General features: G+C 74.9%; 11 protein-coding genes. 10 read left to right on the top strand and 1 reads right to left on the bottom strand.

All coding sequences use genetic code 11. The features are described 5' to 3' along the window. The 4 genes from GA0115234_RS21090 to GA0115234_RS21075 all read left to right on the top strand — a co-directional run. Window positions 1–1,144: tetratricopeptide repeat protein (locus GA0115234_RS21090; protein WP_161275626.1), on the top strand; the 1,144-nt coding region annotated here is incomplete at its 5' end. A 2-nt stretch (window positions 1,145–1,146) separates the two neighbouring features. Continuing rightward, window positions 1,147–2,448 carry a protein phosphatase 2C domain-containing protein gene (locus tag GA0115234_RS21085; RefSeq protein WP_176729230.1) on the top strand — a complete coding sequence of 434 codons (1,302 nt, stop codon included), beginning with the start codon at window positions 1,147–1,149 and terminating at the stop codon, window positions 2,446–2,448. Window positions 2,449–2,569: 121 nt separating this feature from the next. Beyond that, on the top strand, window positions 2,570–3,928 hold the full coding sequence (locus GA0115234_RS21080) for a vWA domain-containing protein (protein ID WP_093543932.1): 1,359 nt from the start codon (window positions 2,570–2,572) through the stop codon (window positions 3,926–3,928). Between the two features lie 109 nt (window positions 3,929–4,037). Next, the gene (locus GA0115234_RS21075) at window positions 4,038–5,249 is read left to right on the top strand and encodes an FHA domain-containing protein (RefSeq protein ID WP_093543930.1); all 1,212 of its coding nucleotides are present in this window, start codon (window positions 4,038–4,040) and stop codon (window positions 5,247–5,249) included. 6 nt (window positions 5,250–5,255) lie between these two features. Here GA0115234_RS21075 and GA0115234_RS21070 read toward each other — a convergent pair whose 3' ends face one another. Continuing rightward, entirely contained in the window at window positions 5,256–6,236 is a 981-nt protein-coding gene (locus GA0115234_RS21070; RefSeq protein WP_093543928.1) for a methyltransferase domain-containing protein, read from the bottom strand. A gap of 129 nt (window positions 6,237–6,365) precedes the next feature. Here GA0115234_RS21070 and GA0115234_RS21065 point away from each other — a divergent pair, with 129 nt between their 5' ends. From GA0115234_RS21065 to GA0115234_RS21040, 6 genes are all read left to right on the top strand, one after another. Beyond that, on the top strand, window positions 6,366–6,770 hold the full coding sequence (locus GA0115234_RS21065; RefSeq protein WP_093543926.1) for a globin: 405 nt from the start codon (window positions 6,366–6,368) through the stop codon (window positions 6,768–6,770). Window positions 6,771–6,940: 170 nt separating this feature from the next. Beyond that, window positions 6,941–10,243 (top strand): FtsX-like permease family protein, encoded by a 3,303-nt coding sequence (locus GA0115234_RS21060; protein WP_093543924.1) that lies wholly within the window; start codon window positions 6,941–6,943, stop codon window positions 10,241–10,243. A 1-nt stretch (window position 10,244) separates the two neighbouring features. Continuing rightward, window positions 10,245–13,055, top strand: a complete 2,811-nt coding sequence (locus GA0115234_RS21055; protein ID WP_093543922.1) for an FtsX-like permease family protein — start codon at window positions 10,245–10,247, stop codon at window positions 13,053–13,055. Next, a complete protein-coding gene (locus GA0115234_RS21050; protein WP_093543920.1) occupies window positions 13,052–14,014 on the top strand; it encodes an ABC transporter ATP-binding protein in 963 nt (320 codons plus the stop codon). Before GA0115234_RS21055 ends, GA0115234_RS21050 begins: the two co-directional genes overlap by 4 nt. Before the next feature lie 180 nt (window positions 14,015–14,194). Beyond that, window positions 14,195–15,745, top strand: coding sequence for an alpha/beta hydrolase (locus GA0115234_RS21045; protein WP_093543918.1), 1,551 nt, complete (start codon window positions 14,195–14,197; stop codon window positions 15,743–15,745). Continuing rightward, window positions 15,742–16,941 (top strand): serine hydrolase domain-containing protein, encoded by a 1,200-nt coding sequence (locus GA0115234_RS21040; protein WP_093543916.1) that lies wholly within the window; start codon window positions 15,742–15,744, stop codon window positions 16,939–16,941. Before GA0115234_RS21045 ends, GA0115234_RS21040 begins: the two co-directional genes overlap by 4 nt. The last annotated feature ends 34 nt before the right edge of the window (window positions 16,942–16,975 follow it).

Here is a 16,975-nt window from a genome sequence, read left to right as displayed (position 1 = left end):
CCCGCCCGCTCCCGGGTACGCCGCGCCGGGGGCCGGTCCGCTGACCGCGCCGCCCACCCATGTCGGGCCCGGCGGCGTACCGGGCCCGAGCGGCGAGGCCCTGGCGTACGCGCAGACCCGGACCGCGGTTCCGGCGCCCCGGGTCCCGGCCGGCGGCTCCGGTACGCCGGCCGGGCTCCCCGTTCCCGGCGGCGCCCGGCCGGCCGGGCTGGACGTGCGGTCCACCGCGCTCGCGCTGCCCGTGCCCCGGGTCGACGCGAGCGACGCCAACGCGGGTTTCCTCGCCGGACTGATGGCCACCGCCCCGGCCGAGCTGATCGCCGCACTGGACGCGGTGCCCGCGGCCTCGCTGGAGACCCGGCTGCGCGAGCTGCGCGCCCGCCTGGAGCTGAGCGAGGTCGGTGCGGCGGGCCGGACCCTGACGGCGATGGAGGGCCAGTACCCGGACGACTGGCGGGTGGTCTGGTACCGCGGCATCACCTCGCTGGTGACCGGTGACCACGAGAACGCGGCGCTCTCCTTCGACGCGGTGTACGACGCGTTCCCCGGCGAGCCGGCGCCCAAGCTGGCGCTGGGGATCTGCGCGGAGGTCCTGGGTCAGCTGGACAACGCCGCCGAGTACTACCGCCTGGTGTGGACGACCGACCCGAGCTTCGTCAGCGCCGCCTTCGGGCTGGCCCGGGTGCGGATCGCGGCCGGGGACCGGGCCGGGGCCGTCGGGGCGCTGGAGTCGGTGCCCGAGGCGTCGATCCACTACACGGCGGCCCGGGTCGCCGCGGTGCGGGCCCGGCTGCGTGGGCGGGCCCCGGACGAGCCGCTGATCGACGATCTGATGGCCGCCTCGGCCCAGGTCTCGGGGCTGGCCGGTTTCGGGCTGGACGCGGTGCGCCGGGAACAGCTGTCGACCGAGGTGCTGGGGACGGCGCTGGACTGGGTGCTCGCGGGCAGCCCGGCGGCGCAGTCGCCCGCACCTGCCGGGCCGGCCGGACCGGGAACGCTGCTCGGCAGTGAGCTGGACGAACGGGGCCTGCGCTTCGGGCTCGAACGTTCGTACAGGATGCTCGCCAGGCTTGCGGAGCCCGGCGATGAGAGGATCGAACTGGTGGAGCGGGCCAACCGCTTCCGCCCCCGGACGTGGGTGTGAAAATGTCGCAGAAGCCCCAGGAGACGGCCCTGTCGAAGTGCCCCGGTTGCGAGGAGCCGCTGGAGCCGGGGGACCTGTTCTGTGGTGCGTGCGGGTACGACCTGTCGGCCGTGCCCCCCGTTCCCCAGGACCACCCGACGATCGCCCTGGCCGCACCGCCGGAGGGCGGTGCGGCGGATCCCGCGCCGGAGGTCCGTTCCGACCGGCGGGCCGGATCGGACGGGACGGACGGGACGGCTGAACCGGGCGGATCGGGCGACTTCGAGCTGGCCGCGCCCGCCCCGGCGGGTGCGCCGCAGGCCGCCCCGGCGTCCGCGCCCGACCCCCGTACCCCCGCCGCGGAACCGGTGGCGGCCACGCCGCCGGCCGGTACCCGGGTGTGTGTGGCCTGCCGGGCCGGCCGGGTCGACACCGATGGCTACTGCGAGAACTGCGGTCATGCCCAGCCGCGCGAGCGCGATCACATGGAGCAGGAGCTCGGTTCGGTGGCCGCCGTCAGCGACCGGGGACTGCGCCATCACCGCAACGAGGACGCGTTCGCGGTGTCGACCACCGCGCTCCCCGACGGCTCCCCGGCCGTCGTCGCGATCGTCTGCGACGGCGTCTCGTCGGCCAGCCGCCCGGACGAGGCGTCGGCGGCCGCCGCGAGCGCGGCCAACGAGGCGCTCCTGGAGTCGCTGCCGCGAGGCACCCATCCGCAGCAGGCGATGCACGAGGCGATCCTCGCGGCGGCCGAGGCGGTCAACGCCCTGGCGCAGGAGCCCGGCCGGGCCATGGAGCACGACCGGCACCGCCACCAGAACGCCCCGGCGTGCACCCTGGTCGGCTCGATCCTGGCGAACGACCTGCTGATCGTCGGCTGGGTCGGCGACAGCCGCGTCTACTGGGTGCCCGACGACCGTGCCAACCCGCCCGCCCGGCTGACCGAGGACGACTCCTGGGCCGCGCAGATGGTGGCGACCGGCCTGATGAACGAGGCCGAGGCGTACGCGGACGAGCGCGCCCACGCCATCACGGGGTGGCTCGGCGCCGACGCGTACGACCTGGAACCGCACACCGCGTCCTTCAAGCCGGACCGGTCCGGTCTGGTGGTCGTCTGCACGGACGGCCTGTGGAACTACGCGGAGTCGGCGGCCGAGATGGCCGCGGCGGTTCCGGCCGACGCGCACCAACGGCCGCTGCACGGCGCCCAGGTGCTGGTGGGGCATGCGCTCGACGGTGGGGGCCACGACAACGTAACAGTGGCTCTGCTGCCGTTCGCCGTGGAGCCCCAGGGGGCAGGATCGGCCTGCGATACCACGTGAGTCCCGTTCCGTAACGCCTGGTTCCAGTTCCGACCGCACGCCCCGCGCCGCCGCCTTCGCCCGCTTTTCTTCCCTCTCAGCTGTCTTCATCCGACATCTGGAGTCCCAAGGAGCCGACCAGATGGCCAACTTCTCCAAGTCGAACGTGCCGCAGTTCTCCGTCGAGGTGTACCAGAACGAATACCTGCCGGAAGGCGGGCGCGAGGTCAACGCGATCGTCACGGTCACCTCGACCGGGGGCGGCACCACCGGCGGCGTCCCGCTGTCCGGTGCGACCGCCGCGCCCGCGCGCGTTCCCGGGCAGGCACCGAAGGCCGCCGTGGTGATCATGGTCGACTGCTCCGGTTCGATGGACTACCCGCCGACGAAGATGCGCAACGCCCGTGACGCGACGGCGGCGGCCATCGACACCCTGCGCGACGGCACCTCGTTCGCCGTCGTCGACGGTACGCACGTCGCCAGGGAGGTCTACCCCGGCAACGGCAGGCTCGCCGTGGCGGACGCACGGACCAGGGCCCAGGCGAAGGGGGCCCTGCGGGCGCTCAAGGCCGGTGGCGGTACGGCGATCGGCACCTGGCTGCGGCTGGCCGACCGGCTGCTCGGCGCGGCCGATGTGAGCATCCGGCACGGCATCCTGCTCACCGACGGCCGCAACGAGCACGAGGCGCCGGAGGATCTGCGGGCCGCGCTCGAATCCTGCGCGGGCCGCTTCACCTGCGACGCCCGCGGTGTCGGCACCGACTGGGAGGTGAAAGAGGTCACAGCCATCGCCTCCGCCCTGCTCGGCACGGCCGACATCGTCGCCGACCCGGCGGGGCTGGCCGCCGACTTCACGCACATGATGGAGAACGCGATGGGCAAGGAGGTCGCGGATGTCGCGCTGCGGCTCTGGACGCCCGTCGGGGTCGAGATCACCTTTGTGAAACAGGTCGCACCGACGGTCGTCGATCTGACCGGCCGGCGCACCGAGACGGGCCCGCGCGCCGGGGACTATCCCACCGGCTCGTGGGGCGACGAGTCCCGCGACTACCACGTGTGCGTGACCGTGCCGCAGGCCGGAATCGGCCAGGAAATGCTGGCGTGCCGGGTCTCGCTGGTCCTCCCCGATCCGTCGGGCGGCGCCCCGCAGACCCTCTCGCAGGGCCTGGTCCGGGCCGTGTGGACCGAGGACATGGTGGCGTCCACCTCGATCAATCCGCAGGTCGCGCACTACACCGGCCAGGTGGAACTGGCACAGGTCATCCAGCAGGGGCTCGATGCCCGCAAGTCGGGAGACTTCGACGGCGCGACCGCGAAACTGGGCCGTGCGGTGCAGCTGGCATCGGCGTCCGGGAACGAGGACACTGCGAAACTGCTTTCGAAGGTGGTGGACGTCGTCGATGCGGCGACCGGTACTGTGCGACTGAAGGCAAAGGTCGCGGACGCCGACGAGATGACCCTCGAAACGCGCTCGACCAAGACCGTCCGCGTCAAGAAGTAACCACAGAGCCACCTGACCGAACCGCCCGGCCGGAGCGATCCGCCGGGGGCGAAGAGCTGGACAATACGCCGGCCCCCGGGGCCGGCCCAGGAGAGGGGGAAGCGCCGACATGCCGACCTGCCCGAACGGACACCAGTCGGGTTCCGATGACTGGTGCGAGGTCTGCGGCCATCGCATGACCGGCGCGGGCGCGCCTGCGGGCGCGGTCCCCCCGCCGCCGCCTCCGCCGCCCGCCACCGGTTACGGCTTCCCGCCGGGCCCCGGAGCCGATGCGACCCAGCAGGCCGAGCTCTGCCCGCAGTGCCGCACGCCGCGCGAGGCGATGGCGCCGTTCTGCGAGGAGTGCCGCTGGAACTTCCTCACGAACACCGCGACGTCGTACACGCCGCTGGCCCCGGCCCACGGCGTTCCCGGCCCGCCGCCCGGACTCAACCTGCCGCCCGGCTTCCAGGCGCAGCAGCCGCCCGCCCCGCAGCAGCGCGATCCGTTCGACTACCAGGGCTCGCGGCCCTCGCAGATGAACCGCCCGGCCGAGCCGCTCTCCCCCGAGCGGGGAAACCGTCCCGGTCCCCCGGCGCCCGGTGCCGGCCCGCAGTCGCCCCCGCCGCCGTTCCAGCAGCAGGGTCCGCCGCCTCCGCCGTCCTTCCAGCAGTCCGCGCCGCCCGCGCCGTTCCAGCAGCAGTCCGCGCCGCCGCCGTTCCAGCAGCAGTCGGCGCCGCCCTCGTTCGAGCGGCCCGGTCCGCCCGCCCCGCAGCAGCAGTCGCCGCAGCCGCCGGCCCCGCCGCAGGGACCGCAGGGCGGGGACGACGACTGGATGCTGTCGCCGCCGTCCCGTACCCAGGCCCCGCCGCAGCAGTCGGCGCCGCCACAGCGGGAACAGCCGCCGTTCCCGGGGCAGGCACAGAACCAGCCGCCCGCGAGCTGGACCGCGGTCATCGCCCCGGACCGTGAGTACTTCCTGGCGATGATGCAGCGCAGCGGCCCCGAGGCGACCGGGCTGAACCTGCCCGCGTACTCCCCGGAACAACAGCTTCCGCTCTCCGGCAACCAGATCACCATCGGCCGTCGCAGGCAGAGCACCGGCGAGTCCCCGGACATCGATCTGTCCGTGCCGCCGGAGGACCCGGGCGTCTCGCACCAGCACGCGGTGCTGGTGCAGCAGCCCGACGGCAGCTGGGCCGTGGTCGACCAGAACTCCACCAACGGCACCACGCTCAACGGCGCCGAGGACCCGATCCAGCCCTATGTCCCCGTCCCGCTCCAGGACGGCGACCGGGTGCACGTCGGGGCGTGGACGACGATCACGGTCCGCCGGGACTGATCCGCCTCACGCGGTGGGCAGTGGCCAGGCGTACGGCCCCGCGGGGTCGTCCAGCCAGGCCCACTGCCGCCCGTCGGTGACCGTGATGCCGAATCTCTCCCGCTCGGGATGGTGCTCGCGCCGCCAGAGGGAGAGTGCCTCGTGCGGGTCGAGGGTGGCTCCGGTGAGCGCCAGCAGGAACCGGAAGAGATCGTTCTCGCTGATGCGCCGGGGCACCGCTCCGGTCCGTGGGCGCCGTTCGGGCCGCGTCGGCCCGCCGCGCAGCGGTACGAAGTAGGCCGCCGTGTGCAGGAACCGGCCCTCGGCGTACTTCCCGTGCGCGCCTTCCCGTACCCGCAGCGCGATCAGTCCGGTGGCGAACGGGGCCAGGATCCGGGCGCCCGGTACGCACTGCTCCAGCCAGGGCTGCGGTACGCAGGGCAGGGTGCAGGTCGCGATGATCCGGTCGTAGGGGCCGCGCGGGGGCCAGCCCCGTGCCCCGTCCCCGGTGATCACCGCCGGGTGGTACCCGGCCGCGGCCAGGTGCCGGCGGGCCGACTCGGTGATCTCCGGGTCGAGGTCGACGGTGGTCACGGCGTCGTCGCCGAGCCGGTGGGCGAGCAGCGCCGCGTTGTAGCCGCTGCCCGCGCCGATCTCCAGGACCCGCTGCCCGTCGCGTACGTCCAGCTCTTCGAGCATCCGGGCCATCAGCGACGGCTGGCTGCTCGACGAGATCAGTTCGCCGTCCCGGATACGGGTGGCCAGCGGCCCGTCCTCGTACGCCCCGCGCAGCCACCGGGCCCGCCGGTCCGGGTCGGGGTCCTCGCACCACAGGCGGTCGTGGCCGCCGCCCGCGAAGTAGTACGGCACGAACAGGTGCCGCGGCACCTCCTCGAAGGCGGCCCGCCAGCCCGGGTCGCCCAGCGCCCCGCCGGCCACGATGGCGCGCACCATCGCCCACCGCTCCTCGGCGGCGGCCGCGGCGAACCGGTCGGTGTGCGCGTCCATACCTCCACCTTCCTGCGCCGGGGGCCCGGGAGCCAGGAAGCCGGGCGGGGCGCGCGCTGCCGGGTCACCGGGCTGCCGGATAGTCCTAGGACCCCGGTCCTCGGCCGGTGCGTCTGCGACGATGGACGGGTGACAGAGATTCCGCGCGACACGCTTCAGGAGCAGACCTTCTACGAGCAGGTCGGCGGCGAGGAGACCTTCCGACGCCTGGTGCACCGCTTCTACCAGGGGGTAGCAGGGGATCCGCTGCTCCGGCCGATGTACCCGGAGGAGGATCTGGGCCCGGCCGAGGAGCGGTTCACGCTGTTCCTGATGCAGTACTGGGGCGGGCCCCGTACCTACGGCGAGCAGCGCGGGCACCCCCGGCTGCGGATGCGGCACGTCCCGTTCCGGGTGGACCGGGCGGCGCACGACGCCTGGCTGAGCCATATGCGGGTGGCGCTCGACGAGCTCGGGCTGGCGCCGGAGCACGAGCGGCAGCTGTGGGACTACCTGACCTACGCCGCCGCCTCGATGGTGAACACCGAGGGCTGACCTCACCTCACTTCTCTGCAACGAAAGCGCGGAATTCGGTCCTCCATCACCGATAAACGATCACAATCGCATCAAGTACGCACGCAAGCGGTTTCCAAGAGCCCCTGTGCCTTGAAAGCATCCATGGAACGCCGGGGGGCGTCGTGTGATGAGGGCCCAGGGGGGCGTGAGTGACGGGGTTCGTCTTTCTCCGGGTGCGGGCCCATCGGCTCCTGCTCTCCGCGGCCGTTCTCGCCGTGCTGCTGACCACCTCGGTGCTGGCCGCGCTCACCGCCTTCTCCGGCTCCGTCGGTGACGCGGCGCTCCGCCACGCCCTCACCCACCGCTCGGCGGCCGCCGCCTCCCTCGTGATGTCCGCGCAGGTGGCGCCCGCACAGCGGGACGCGGCCGACGCGACCGCCCGGAAAGCGGCCCGCGAGGCCTTCGACGGCCTTCCGGTGACCGTCCGGACCCTGGAGACCTCGGGGGCGTACGCGCTGCCGCGCGCGCTGCGGACCACGCGCGGCGGGGACGGCGAGCCCGATCTCACCCACTTCGCCTCGCTCGACCGCAGCCGGATCCGGATCACCGCGGGCCGCATGCCCGCGGCGGACGGCGGGAAGGCCGGCGGGCCCGTCCAGGTCGCCCTGCCGCGGACGGCCGCCCAGGCGCTGAAGCTGAAGCCCGGTGCGCGGATCACCGTCACCGACCGGCTGACCGACAAGCCGCTGCGCGTCCTGGTCACGGGCGTGTACGAGGTGTCCGACGCGGCCGATCCGTACTGGCAGCTGGACGAGCTCGGCGGGCGCGGCATCCGCAGGCTCGCCTTCACGACCTACGGCCCACTGCTCACCGCCCCCTCCGTGCCCGGCTCCGGACGGGTCAGCTCCGGAACGATGTCCTGGCTGGCGGCCGCCGATTTCCGTACGGTCACCACGGACCGCATCGACGCGCTGCACGGCGCCGCCACGGCCGCTCCGAAGACGGTGACGGCCGCTCCCGAGTTCAAGAGCGGCGCCACCGCGCGGACCTCGCTCCCCCGGGTGCTGGAGCAGATCGACCGGGCGCTGCTGGTCTCCCGCTCGACGCTGATGATCGTGGCCGTCCAGCTGGTGCTGCTCGCGGGGTACGCGCTGCTGCTGGTGGCCCGGCTGCTGAGCAGCGAGCGCGACGGGGAGACCCGGCTGCTGCGGGCCCGGGGCGGATCGCGCGGCCGCATCACGGCGCTCGCCGCGATCGAGGCGCTGCTGCTCGCCCTGCCCGCCGCGCTCGTCGCCCCGCTGCTCGCCGGGCCGCTGACCCGGCTGCTCGCGAGCCGCAGCGCGCTGTCCCGGATCGGGCTGCGGCTCGACGGCGGTGCCACCGCCACCGTGTGGCTGGTCGCCGTCGTCACCGCGCTCGCCTGCGCACTGGCCGTCGTGGCGCCCGCGCTGGCGGCGGGGGCCCGGGACCGCCGGGCCGGGCGGGCCGCGTCGCTGCCCGCGCCGCTGCGGGCCGGTGCCGACCTCGGCCTGCTGGTGATCGCGGCGGTGGCGTACTGGCAGCTCGACCGCCGGGCCACGGATGTCGGCGGCGGTGCGCTGAGCGGGGACCGGCAGGGCCGACTCGGCGTCGATCCGCTGCTGGTCGCGGCGCCCGCGCTGCTGCTGCTCGCGGGCACCGTGCTGACGCTGCGGCTGCTGCCGCCCGCGGCCCGGCTCGCGGAGCGCGCCGCGGCGGGTGGCCGGGGGCTGATCGCGGCCCTGTCCGGCTGGCAGTTCAGCCGGCGCCCGCTGCGCAACGCCGGGCCCGTGCTGCTGCTGGTCCTCGCGGTGGCGATGGGCATGCTGGCCGTCGGGCAGCGCGCCTCCTGGGACCGTTCGCAGGCCGACCAGGCGGATTTCCGGGCCGGAGCGTCGCTGCGCGTGCTGACCGGAGCCGACGACGATCCGGTGAAGTCCGGCGGGTACGCGCGGCTGCCGGGCGTACGGGACGCGGCGCCCGCGTTCCGCACCACCACGGAGCTCTCGGGTGACCGCACCGCCTCGGTCCTCGCCCTGGACACCGCGCACGCCGCCGAGCGGATGCTGATCCGGGACGACCTCGGCGACCGGCCGCGGGAGCGGCTGTTCGACCCGCTCGCCGCGCCGAGGACCGCACGGGCCGGACTGGTGCTGCCGGAGCAGAGCGAGCGGCTCCGGTTCGACGCCCGGATCACGGCGGACGGGTCGCGCGCGGGGACGGGCGACGATCCGGTCCTCGCCGTGCTGCTGGAGGACCGCTACGGCCTGCCCTACCGGGTGTCGGCCGGGGCCGTGCCCGTGGACGGCAAGGCTCATCCGGTCGACTTCGCGGTGTCCGCCGCGGGTGACTTCGCCGTGACCGGATTCGAGCTGAACGGCAACCGGCCGACCGGTCCGGGTCAATCCCAGCGGCTCGGCATCGGCTCCCTGCGGACCGTGACGGCCGACGGCACCGAGCACCCGGTGCCGGTCCCCGGGGGGTTCGGCTGGCGCGCCGAGCTGACCGGCACCGGCAACGGTGGCGAGACGGAGGCCGGCGAGGCGGTGGACGCCACGGCCTCCGCGAAGAGCCCGCTGACCGTCGGGTACGACACCGGCTCCGCCCCCGACACATGGAACTACACGCCCGCCTTCTCCGTACGGGCCACCGCACCGCGTCCCGAGGCCCCGATGCCGAACGCCATCGTCACCGACGCGTATCTGAAGGCCGCCGGAGCGAAGAAGGGCCAGAGCGTCGATGTCACGCTGGCCGGGGAGACGGTCCGGGTGCGGATCGTGGACACGGTGCGCCGGCTGCCGACCACCGGCACCGGATCGGACGACTCCGCTCCCGGGCGCGCCGAGGACCGCGACGGCGGCGCCCTGCTGCTCGACTTCCGGGCCGTCGGCCAGGTCTTCGCGCAGCGCCCCGGCGCCGTGCTCACCGCCAACGAGTGGTGGCTGAGCACCGCCCCCGGGCAGGCCGCGAAGGCCGCCGCCGCGCTGCGGGCACAGCCCGACACCGATCCGGCACAGGTCCTCGTGCGGGACGAGATCGCGCGGGAACTGGTCGGCGATCCGCTGGGCGCCGGGCCGCAGTCCGCGCTGCCCGCGGTGGCGGTGGTCGCCGCCGCCCTGGCCGCGGTCGGCTTCGCGGTGAGCGCGGTGGGCGCGCAGCGGGAGCGGGCCGCCGAGTTCGCCGTCCTGCGGGCGCTGGGCACTCCGCGCCGACGGCTGACCAGGATGATCGCGGTCGAGCAGGGCGTACTGATCGCGATCGCGCTGCTGGTCGGGACCGTGCTCGGGGCGGTGCTGAACCGCGCCGTGGTTCCGCTCGTCGTACTGACCGGACAGGCCACCGCGCCGGTGCCGGGGGTGCTGGTGCAACTGCCGGCCGGGCAGATCGCGGCGCTGCTGGCGGGGGTGGCCGTGCTGCCGCTGCTGATCGTCGTGTCGCTGGCCCTGCGCGGCGCCGACCCCGCGGCCTCGCTGCGCGTCCAGGGGGACAACTGACATGACTGCGCGTTCCGTTCGAGACGGCGGTGCCCGTGCCGCCGCGCCCTGGGTCCGTACCCGGCTGCGCACCGCTCCCGGCACGGCCTGGGCGCTGGGGCTGCTGGTCCTGCTGACCTCGTTCCTCGCGGCCGCCTTCCCGCGCGCCGTCGAACAGCACGCCGACGAGGGGCTGCGCCACGACATCGCCGTCGCGGACCCCCGGCACAGTGTGCTGGAGCTGAACAATCCGCAGCCCGAACTCCAGCTCCCCCCGAAGGAGCGCGAGGCGGCCGTGCGCGCGGCGGCGCTGGCGCCCGTCCACGACAAGGTGCGGTCCGCGCTGCCCGCCGAGGTGCTGCCCGACACCGCCGACTCCGCGTACGGCTTCCGCACCAGCAAGCCGATGGCCTCGCAGGACCGCTGGCTGCCGCGGCCGGACCGCGTAGCCCCCCAGCTGACCTACTCCACCCTGTCCGCCCTCCCGGACCACGCCACCCTGCGCGCCGGGGCCTGGCCCGCCGTCCACGGCGAGGTCACCGAGAGCACGCCCGAGGTGGAGGGCGCGGTCACCGAGGAGACGGCGAAGGCCCTGCGGGCGAAGCCCGGCTCCACCATCACCGTGCCGACCCAGGACGGGAAGCGGCTGACCGTCCGGATCACCGGCATCGTCGCCCCGAAGCACCCCGGGACGGCCTACTGGTCGGCCCAGCCGCTGCTCCGGACCCCGGCGCTGGTCCCCGAACCGAATCTGTACCCCCCGCGCAACTACTGGACAGCGGCCGTGCTGCTGCCGCCGGACGCCGCGCCCGTGCTGCTCGCCACGACGGGCGAGCCGGAGATGTTCTGGCGGTTCGCGCCGGACGCCTCCGCCCTCACCGCCTCCCGACTGGCGGGGCTGAGCTCGTCGATCGCCTCGCTGGAGGGCGGCCCCGGGCTGGTGCGGATGCGCGCGTTGGCCGGTTCCAACGCCACCTTCACGACCGACCTGGACGAGATCCTCACCGGGTACGCCACCCTGCGTACGGCGATCGGCCCCATCGTCACGGTCGCCGCCGTGGGCATCGGGGCCGTCGCCGCCGTCGTGGTGCTGATGACCGCCGGGCTGGTCGGCGGGCGACGCCGCGCCGAACTGGCACTGCTGCGGGCGCGCGGCGGATCGCTGTACGGCATCGGCGGCCGCCTGTTCGCCGAGACGGTGGTGATCGCGGTGCCCGCGGCGGCGCTGGGTCTGCTGCTCGCCGTGCCCTTCTTCGACCGGGCCCGGCTGGGGCCGTCCGTCGTCGGACCGGCCGCCGTCGCCGCGCTGGTCTGCCTCGCCCTGCCGCTGGGTGCGGTGCTGCCGCACCGCAGGCCGCAGCTGCCCGGGGCCCGCGAGGACCTGATGGACGCCCGCCCGTCCCGGCGCCGCACCGTCGCCGAACTCACCGCGTTGGTACTGGCCGTCGGCGCGGTCGTCGGCCTGCGCCGGCGCGGCACGGGCGACGGCGGCGGCGACCTGCTGCTCAGCGCCGCCCCCGTACTCGTCGGGCTGATCGCCGCCCTGGTCCTGGTGCGGCTGCTTCCGCTGCCGCTGCGTCTCGCCTCGCGCGCCGTCGCCCGGCGGCGCGGTGCGGTCGGCTTCCTGTCGCTGGCCCGCGCCGGGCGGGGGTCGGCGGGCGGTGCGCTGCCGCTGCTGGCGCTGCTGCTCGCGCTGACCACGGCGGCGTTCGGCGGCTCGGTGCTCGCGGGCGTCGCGGACGCGCGGGACCGGGCGGCCCTGCACACGGTCGGCGCGGACGCCCGGATCAGCGGGGTGCTCGACGCCGCGCCGCTGCCGGACCGGCTGATCCGCGCGGTCCGGGCGGCGGACGGCGTACGGGAGGTGGCGGCGGTCCAGGTCGTGTCCGGTGTGCCGCTGCCCGCCGACCGGGACGGGACCGGCCGCATGAAGAACACCACCGTGCTGGGGGTCGACCCGGCGGCGTACGCCCGGCTGGCCCGGTCGACGGGCCTGGGCCCGTTCCCCGCCGACCGGTTGCGGTCGGCGGGCGGCGCGGTGGCGAAGGGGGCCGCCGCGTCGAAGGGCGCGGTGCTGCCCGTGATCGCGTCGCCGTCCGTCGCGGCGGAACTCGGCGACGGGCCGCGCGAGCTGTCCACCCCGGCCGGGGACCTCACGGTGCGGGTGGCCGGTGTCGTGCCGCGCACCGCCGCCGTCCCCGACAGCGACTTCCTGATCGTCGACGCCGCGTCGCTGACCCGCAAGCAGACCACCACCCTGCTGGTCACCGGCGCTTCCCCGGACGCGAAGGCGCTGCGGGCGGCGGCACGGCAGGCGGGCGAGGGCTTCTCCGTACGGCTGCGCTCGGAAGAGCGGGCGGCGTACGTCGACACCCCCCTGCAGAAGGGCGCCTGGGCGATCTACGCGGCGGCGATCGCGGCCGGGGCGGGCTACGCCCTGATCGCCGTGCTGCTGTCGCTGCTGCGGACCGCCCCGGAACGCACGGCGCTGCTGTCCCGGCTGCGGACCATGGGCCTCACCTCCCGGCAGGGCAGGCGGCTGCTCGGCCTCGAATCGCTGCCGCAGGCCCTGCTGGCGGCCTTCGGCGGGGTGCTCGTCGGCTGGGCGACGATCGCGCTGCTGGCGCCGGGTGTCGATCTGCTGGGGCTGGCGCTCTCCGCCGGGCCCGGCTCCACCGCACTCGACACCGCTCCGCTGCGGGCCGACCCGTGGTCGCTGACGCTCCCGGCGCTCGGCGTGGTCGTCCTCACCGCCGCGGTGGCCGCCGTCCAGGCCTGGTGGGCCGGGCGCCGCGGACCGATCAACGAACTCAGGTCAGGAGACCCCCGATGACGTCGCCCGACACCACGCTCGCCGAGCTCGAACAGCGCGCCAACGCGCGCCGCGACCGGCCCTCGTACGGGCACGACGCGCTGATCGCCTGCGACCGGCTGGTCCGCATCTTCTCCGCGGACGGGGTGGAGGTGCAGGCCCTCCAGGGCCTCGATCTCCTGGTCACCGAGGGCGAGTTGATGGCCCTGGTCGGCGCGTCCGGCAGCGGCAAGTCGACGCTGATGAACATCCTGGCGGGGCTCGACGTGCCGACGGCCGGGTCGGCGAAGGTCGCGGGCTGCGATCTGCTGTCGATGGGGCCGAAGGAACGGCTCCGCTACCGGCGCGACATCGTCGGCTTCGTCTGGCAGCAGACCGCCCGCAATCTCCTCCCGTACCTCACCGCCGTGCAGAACGTCACCCTGCCGATGCAGCTGCGCGGCCGGGGCCGGAGCCGGGGTGCCGAACGGGCCGCCCGCGCCGAGGAGCTGCTCCGGATCCTGGAGGTCGCGGACTGCCGCGACCGGCGCCCGCGGCAGCTCTCCGGCGGCCAGCAGCAGCGGGTGGCGATCGCGGTCGCGCTGGCCAACAACCCGTCGGTGCTGCTCGCCGACGAACCGACCGGCGAGCTCGACTCGGCCACCGGCGAGCAGGTCTTCGCGGCGTTCCGCCGGGCCAACGAGGAGCTCGGCACTACGATCGTGATCGTCACGCACGACCAGGCGGTGGCCGACGAGGTGCGCCGTACGGTCGCGATCCGGGACGGCCGTACCTCCTCCGAGGTGCTGCGCCGCACCGAGGTCGACGCGGCGACGGGTCTGGAGTCCCAGGTGGCCCGGGAGTACGCGATGCTCGACCGGGCGGGCCGGCTGCAACTGCCCGCCGACTACACGGAGGCGCTCGGCATGGAGCACCGCGTGATGCTGGAGCTGGAGCGCGACCACATCGGGGTCTGGCCGGACGACCAGCCGCGCCCCTGAGGGGCCGGGTGGTGCCCTCCCCGTCGACCCGCCGCTGAGGGGGCCGACCCCACCGGCCGCGCCCCTGGTGGGTGGGGTGGTGCTGGCCCCAGGAAGCTTCGGCCGGGTGGCCCGATGTTCTCGCACCGCGTACGCCCCTAACGTCGTGCGGGAGTCATCCACCTGATCCCGAGGAGCACGATGCGCGTCACCTCCCTGCTCACCGCCGGTCTCGGCCTGACCGCCTTACTCGCGGGCGGTGTGCCCGCGTCGGCCGCCCCCGCCACCCTCACCGCACCCGCCCACCAGCGCCTCGTCTGGGGCCCCTGCTCGCCCCAGCAGCAGGAGCTGAACGAAGCGGGCGCGCAGTGCGCGAGGGTGACCGTCCCCCTCGACTACTCGGACCCCGGCGGCCCGACGATCGAGATAGCGATCTCCCGCATCGAGGCCCGTGCGAAGCACGGGAAGCGGCGGGGCGTCCTGCTGTCCAACCCGGGCGGTCCTGGCGGCACCGGACTCGCCAACACCCTGCATCTGCGGCCCGCGTTGAAGGACGTCGCGGACCGCTACGACCTGATCGGCTTCGATCCCCGCTTCCTCGGCGAGTCCACCCCCATCGCCTGCGACCCCGCCGCCCCGGCGCCCGCGCCCGGCCCGGCCACCACCCGCCGCGAGGACTTCGAGCGGTCGGTACGGTCCGCCCGCGACACCGCACGCCGCTGCGAGGAGCACGGGGACAACGCCCGGCTCCTGCCGCACGCCACGACCAGGAACGTCGCCCGCGACATGGACGCGATCCGCGCGGCGCTGGGCGAGCCCAGGCTGTCGTACTACGGCGTCTCGTACGGCGCCGATCTGGGCGCCGTCTACGCCCAGATGTTCCCCCGCCGCGCCGACCGCATCGTCATCGACTCCTCGACCGACCCGGCGGCCACCCAGTACGAACTCTTCCAGCGGGCGGGCAAGCCGCTCGAAGAGGCACTGGACGCCTGGGCCGCGTGGACCGCACAGCGGAACGGCACCTACCGGCTCGGCGGCACGGCCGCCGAGGTGCGGTCGAGCGTCCAGCGGTTGCTCGACGGGGCCGAGCGGCGCCCGGTCACGGTCTCCGGCGTCCGGCTCGACGCGCCGTTGCTCCGGCTGGTGCTGCGGCAGTTCATCCAGCACGAGGAGTACGATCCGGCGCTCGCCGGTACGGTGCGCGATCTCACCGACGCCGCCGCGGGCCGGCCGGTCGAGCCCGGCCCGGAGCTCGCCGCCCTGCTGGAGCTGCTCGCCTCGCCCGAGCTGGCGGACAGCATGCTGGGCGGGGCCCTCTTCATGTGCGGCGACCGAGGCTGGCCGGCCGGCGGCTGGCCGGAGAACCCGGAGACGTACTGGCGGAACATGGAGCGCAGCCGCGCCGCCCAGCCCGTCTTCGGCCCGCTCGTCAACGGCATGATGGCCCCGTGCGCGTTCTGGACCAGCACATCCCGTGAGCCCGCCACGGTGATCGGCAACGACGTACCCGTACTGATGCTCCAGGCCCGGCGGGACAACAACGTCCCCTACGAAGGGGCCCTGGCCCTGCACCGCCGGCTGACCGGTTCACGGCTGGTGACGGCGGACATCCGCTCGCACGGGGTGTACGGGCGTGGACTCGACGGCCTCACCCCCGTCCCCTGCGCCGACGATGCCGTGAACCGCTATCTGCGCGACGGCACACTGCCCGGCGCCGACCTGACCTGCGAGCGCGCCGGGGAGGACCGGTGATCAGCAGACGTACGGGCCTGGCGGCCACAGCAGCGGCCCTGCTCACCGGAGCGTCCGGCCCCGCGGCGGCGGCCGCCGCGCCCCACCGCCGCGTCCCCGGGCTCCGGGGCCGTCTCCAGGGCGATGTGGACGCGATCCTGGCCACCGGCGCCACCGGCGTACTGGCCGAGGTGCAGAGCGCCCGCGGCCGGACGACGGCCCGCGCCGGATCCGCCGGTCTGCGGACCCCGGACCGCCCGGTCCCCTGGGACGCCTCCTACCGGATCGGCAGCGACACCAAGACCTTCACGGCCACGCTCGCCCTCCAGCTGGTGGGCGAGGGGCGGCTCGCGCTCACGGACACCGTCGAGCGGTGGCTGCCCGGCGCCGTGCGGGGCAACGGCAACGACGGCCGCAGGATCACGGTCGCCGATCTGCTGCGCCAGACCAGCGGGCTGAACGACTATCTCGCCGTCTCACCGGACGCGGGCGACGCGTTCACCCCGGACGGCTACCGCCGGTCCCGGTTCCGCACCACGGCCCCCGAGGACCAGCTGAAGGCGGCTCTGACCCGGCCGCCCCTGTGGCTGCCGGACCCCGGACAGCCCACCGGGGAACGGCGCTGGGGCTACTCCAACACCAACTACGTGGTGGCGGGCCTGATCATCGAGGAGGTGACCGGCAACCCCTGGGCGCAGGAGATCCACGACCGGATCATCGAACCCCTGGGCCTGCGCCACACGTTCACGCCGGGAACCTCGCCGTACCTGCCCCACCCCACGGCCACCGCGTACACCTGGTTCCCCGGCTGCGCCGAGCCGACGGACACGACGCTGGCCTCCGGCGGCGGGGCGGAAGGCTCCGTCGTCAGCACCACCCACGACCACGGGGTCTTCCTGCGCGCCCTGATGAGCGGCCGACTGCTGCGCCCGGCCCAGCTGGCCGCGATGAAGGAGACGGTGGTGGCCGAGGACTGGAGTGCGGCGCCGGGGGTCCGCTACGGGCTGGGCATCGCCTGGCGTCCCGTGGCGGGGAGCAGGGGCGGGATCTGGTTCCATGGCGGAACCCATCTGGGGATCGTCTCCGAGAGCGGGGTCACGCCGGACGGTGCGCGGGCCGCGACCAGCGCCACGTTCTCCCTGCGGATGGGCGATCCGGCGCAGGACGCCCAGGACCTGGCCGCGCTCCGGCTGGTGGACCGGGCCCTGACCGCCTAGGCCCGGCTGGTGGACCGGGCCCTGACCGCCTAGG

The sequence above is a fragment of the Streptomyces sp. DvalAA-43 genome, from assembly GCF_900091725.1.
Taxonomy (GTDB): domain Bacteria; phylum Actinomycetota; class Actinomycetes; order Streptomycetales; family Streptomycetaceae; genus Streptomyces; species Streptomyces pulveraceus.
Note: the sequence above shows the minus strand (reverse complement) of the source record. Positions and strands in the feature narration are given on the sequence as shown.

What these genes read in the sequence shown, in the direction of transcription:
- GA0115234_RS21085 (WP_176729230.1), top strand. Translation starts at nt 1,147, where the DNA reads ATGTCGCAGAAGCCCCAGGAGACGGCCCTGTCGAAGTGCCCCGGTTGC.
- GA0115234_RS21080 (WP_093543932.1), top strand. Translation starts at nt 2,570, where the DNA reads ATGGCCAACTTCTCCAAGTCGAACGTGCCGCAGTTCTCCGTCGAGGTG.
- GA0115234_RS21075 (WP_093543930.1), top strand. Translation starts at nt 4,038, where the DNA reads ATGCCGACCTGCCCGAACGGACACCAGTCGGGTTCCGATGACTGGTGC.
- GA0115234_RS21070 (WP_093543928.1), bottom strand. Translation starts at nt 6,236, where the DNA reads ATGGACGCGCACACCGACCGGTTCGCCGCGGCCGCCGCCGAGGAGCGG.
- GA0115234_RS21055 (WP_093543922.1), top strand. Translation starts at nt 10,245, where the DNA reads ATGACTGCGCGTTCCGTTCGAGACGGCGGTGCCCGTGCCGCCGCGCCC.
- GA0115234_RS21050 (WP_093543920.1), top strand. Translation starts at nt 13,052, where the DNA reads ATGACGTCGCCCGACACCACGCTCGCCGAGCTCGAACAGCGCGCCAAC.
- GA0115234_RS21045 (WP_093543918.1), top strand. Translation starts at nt 14,195, where the DNA reads ATGCGCGTCACCTCCCTGCTCACCGCCGGTCTCGGCCTGACCGCCTTA.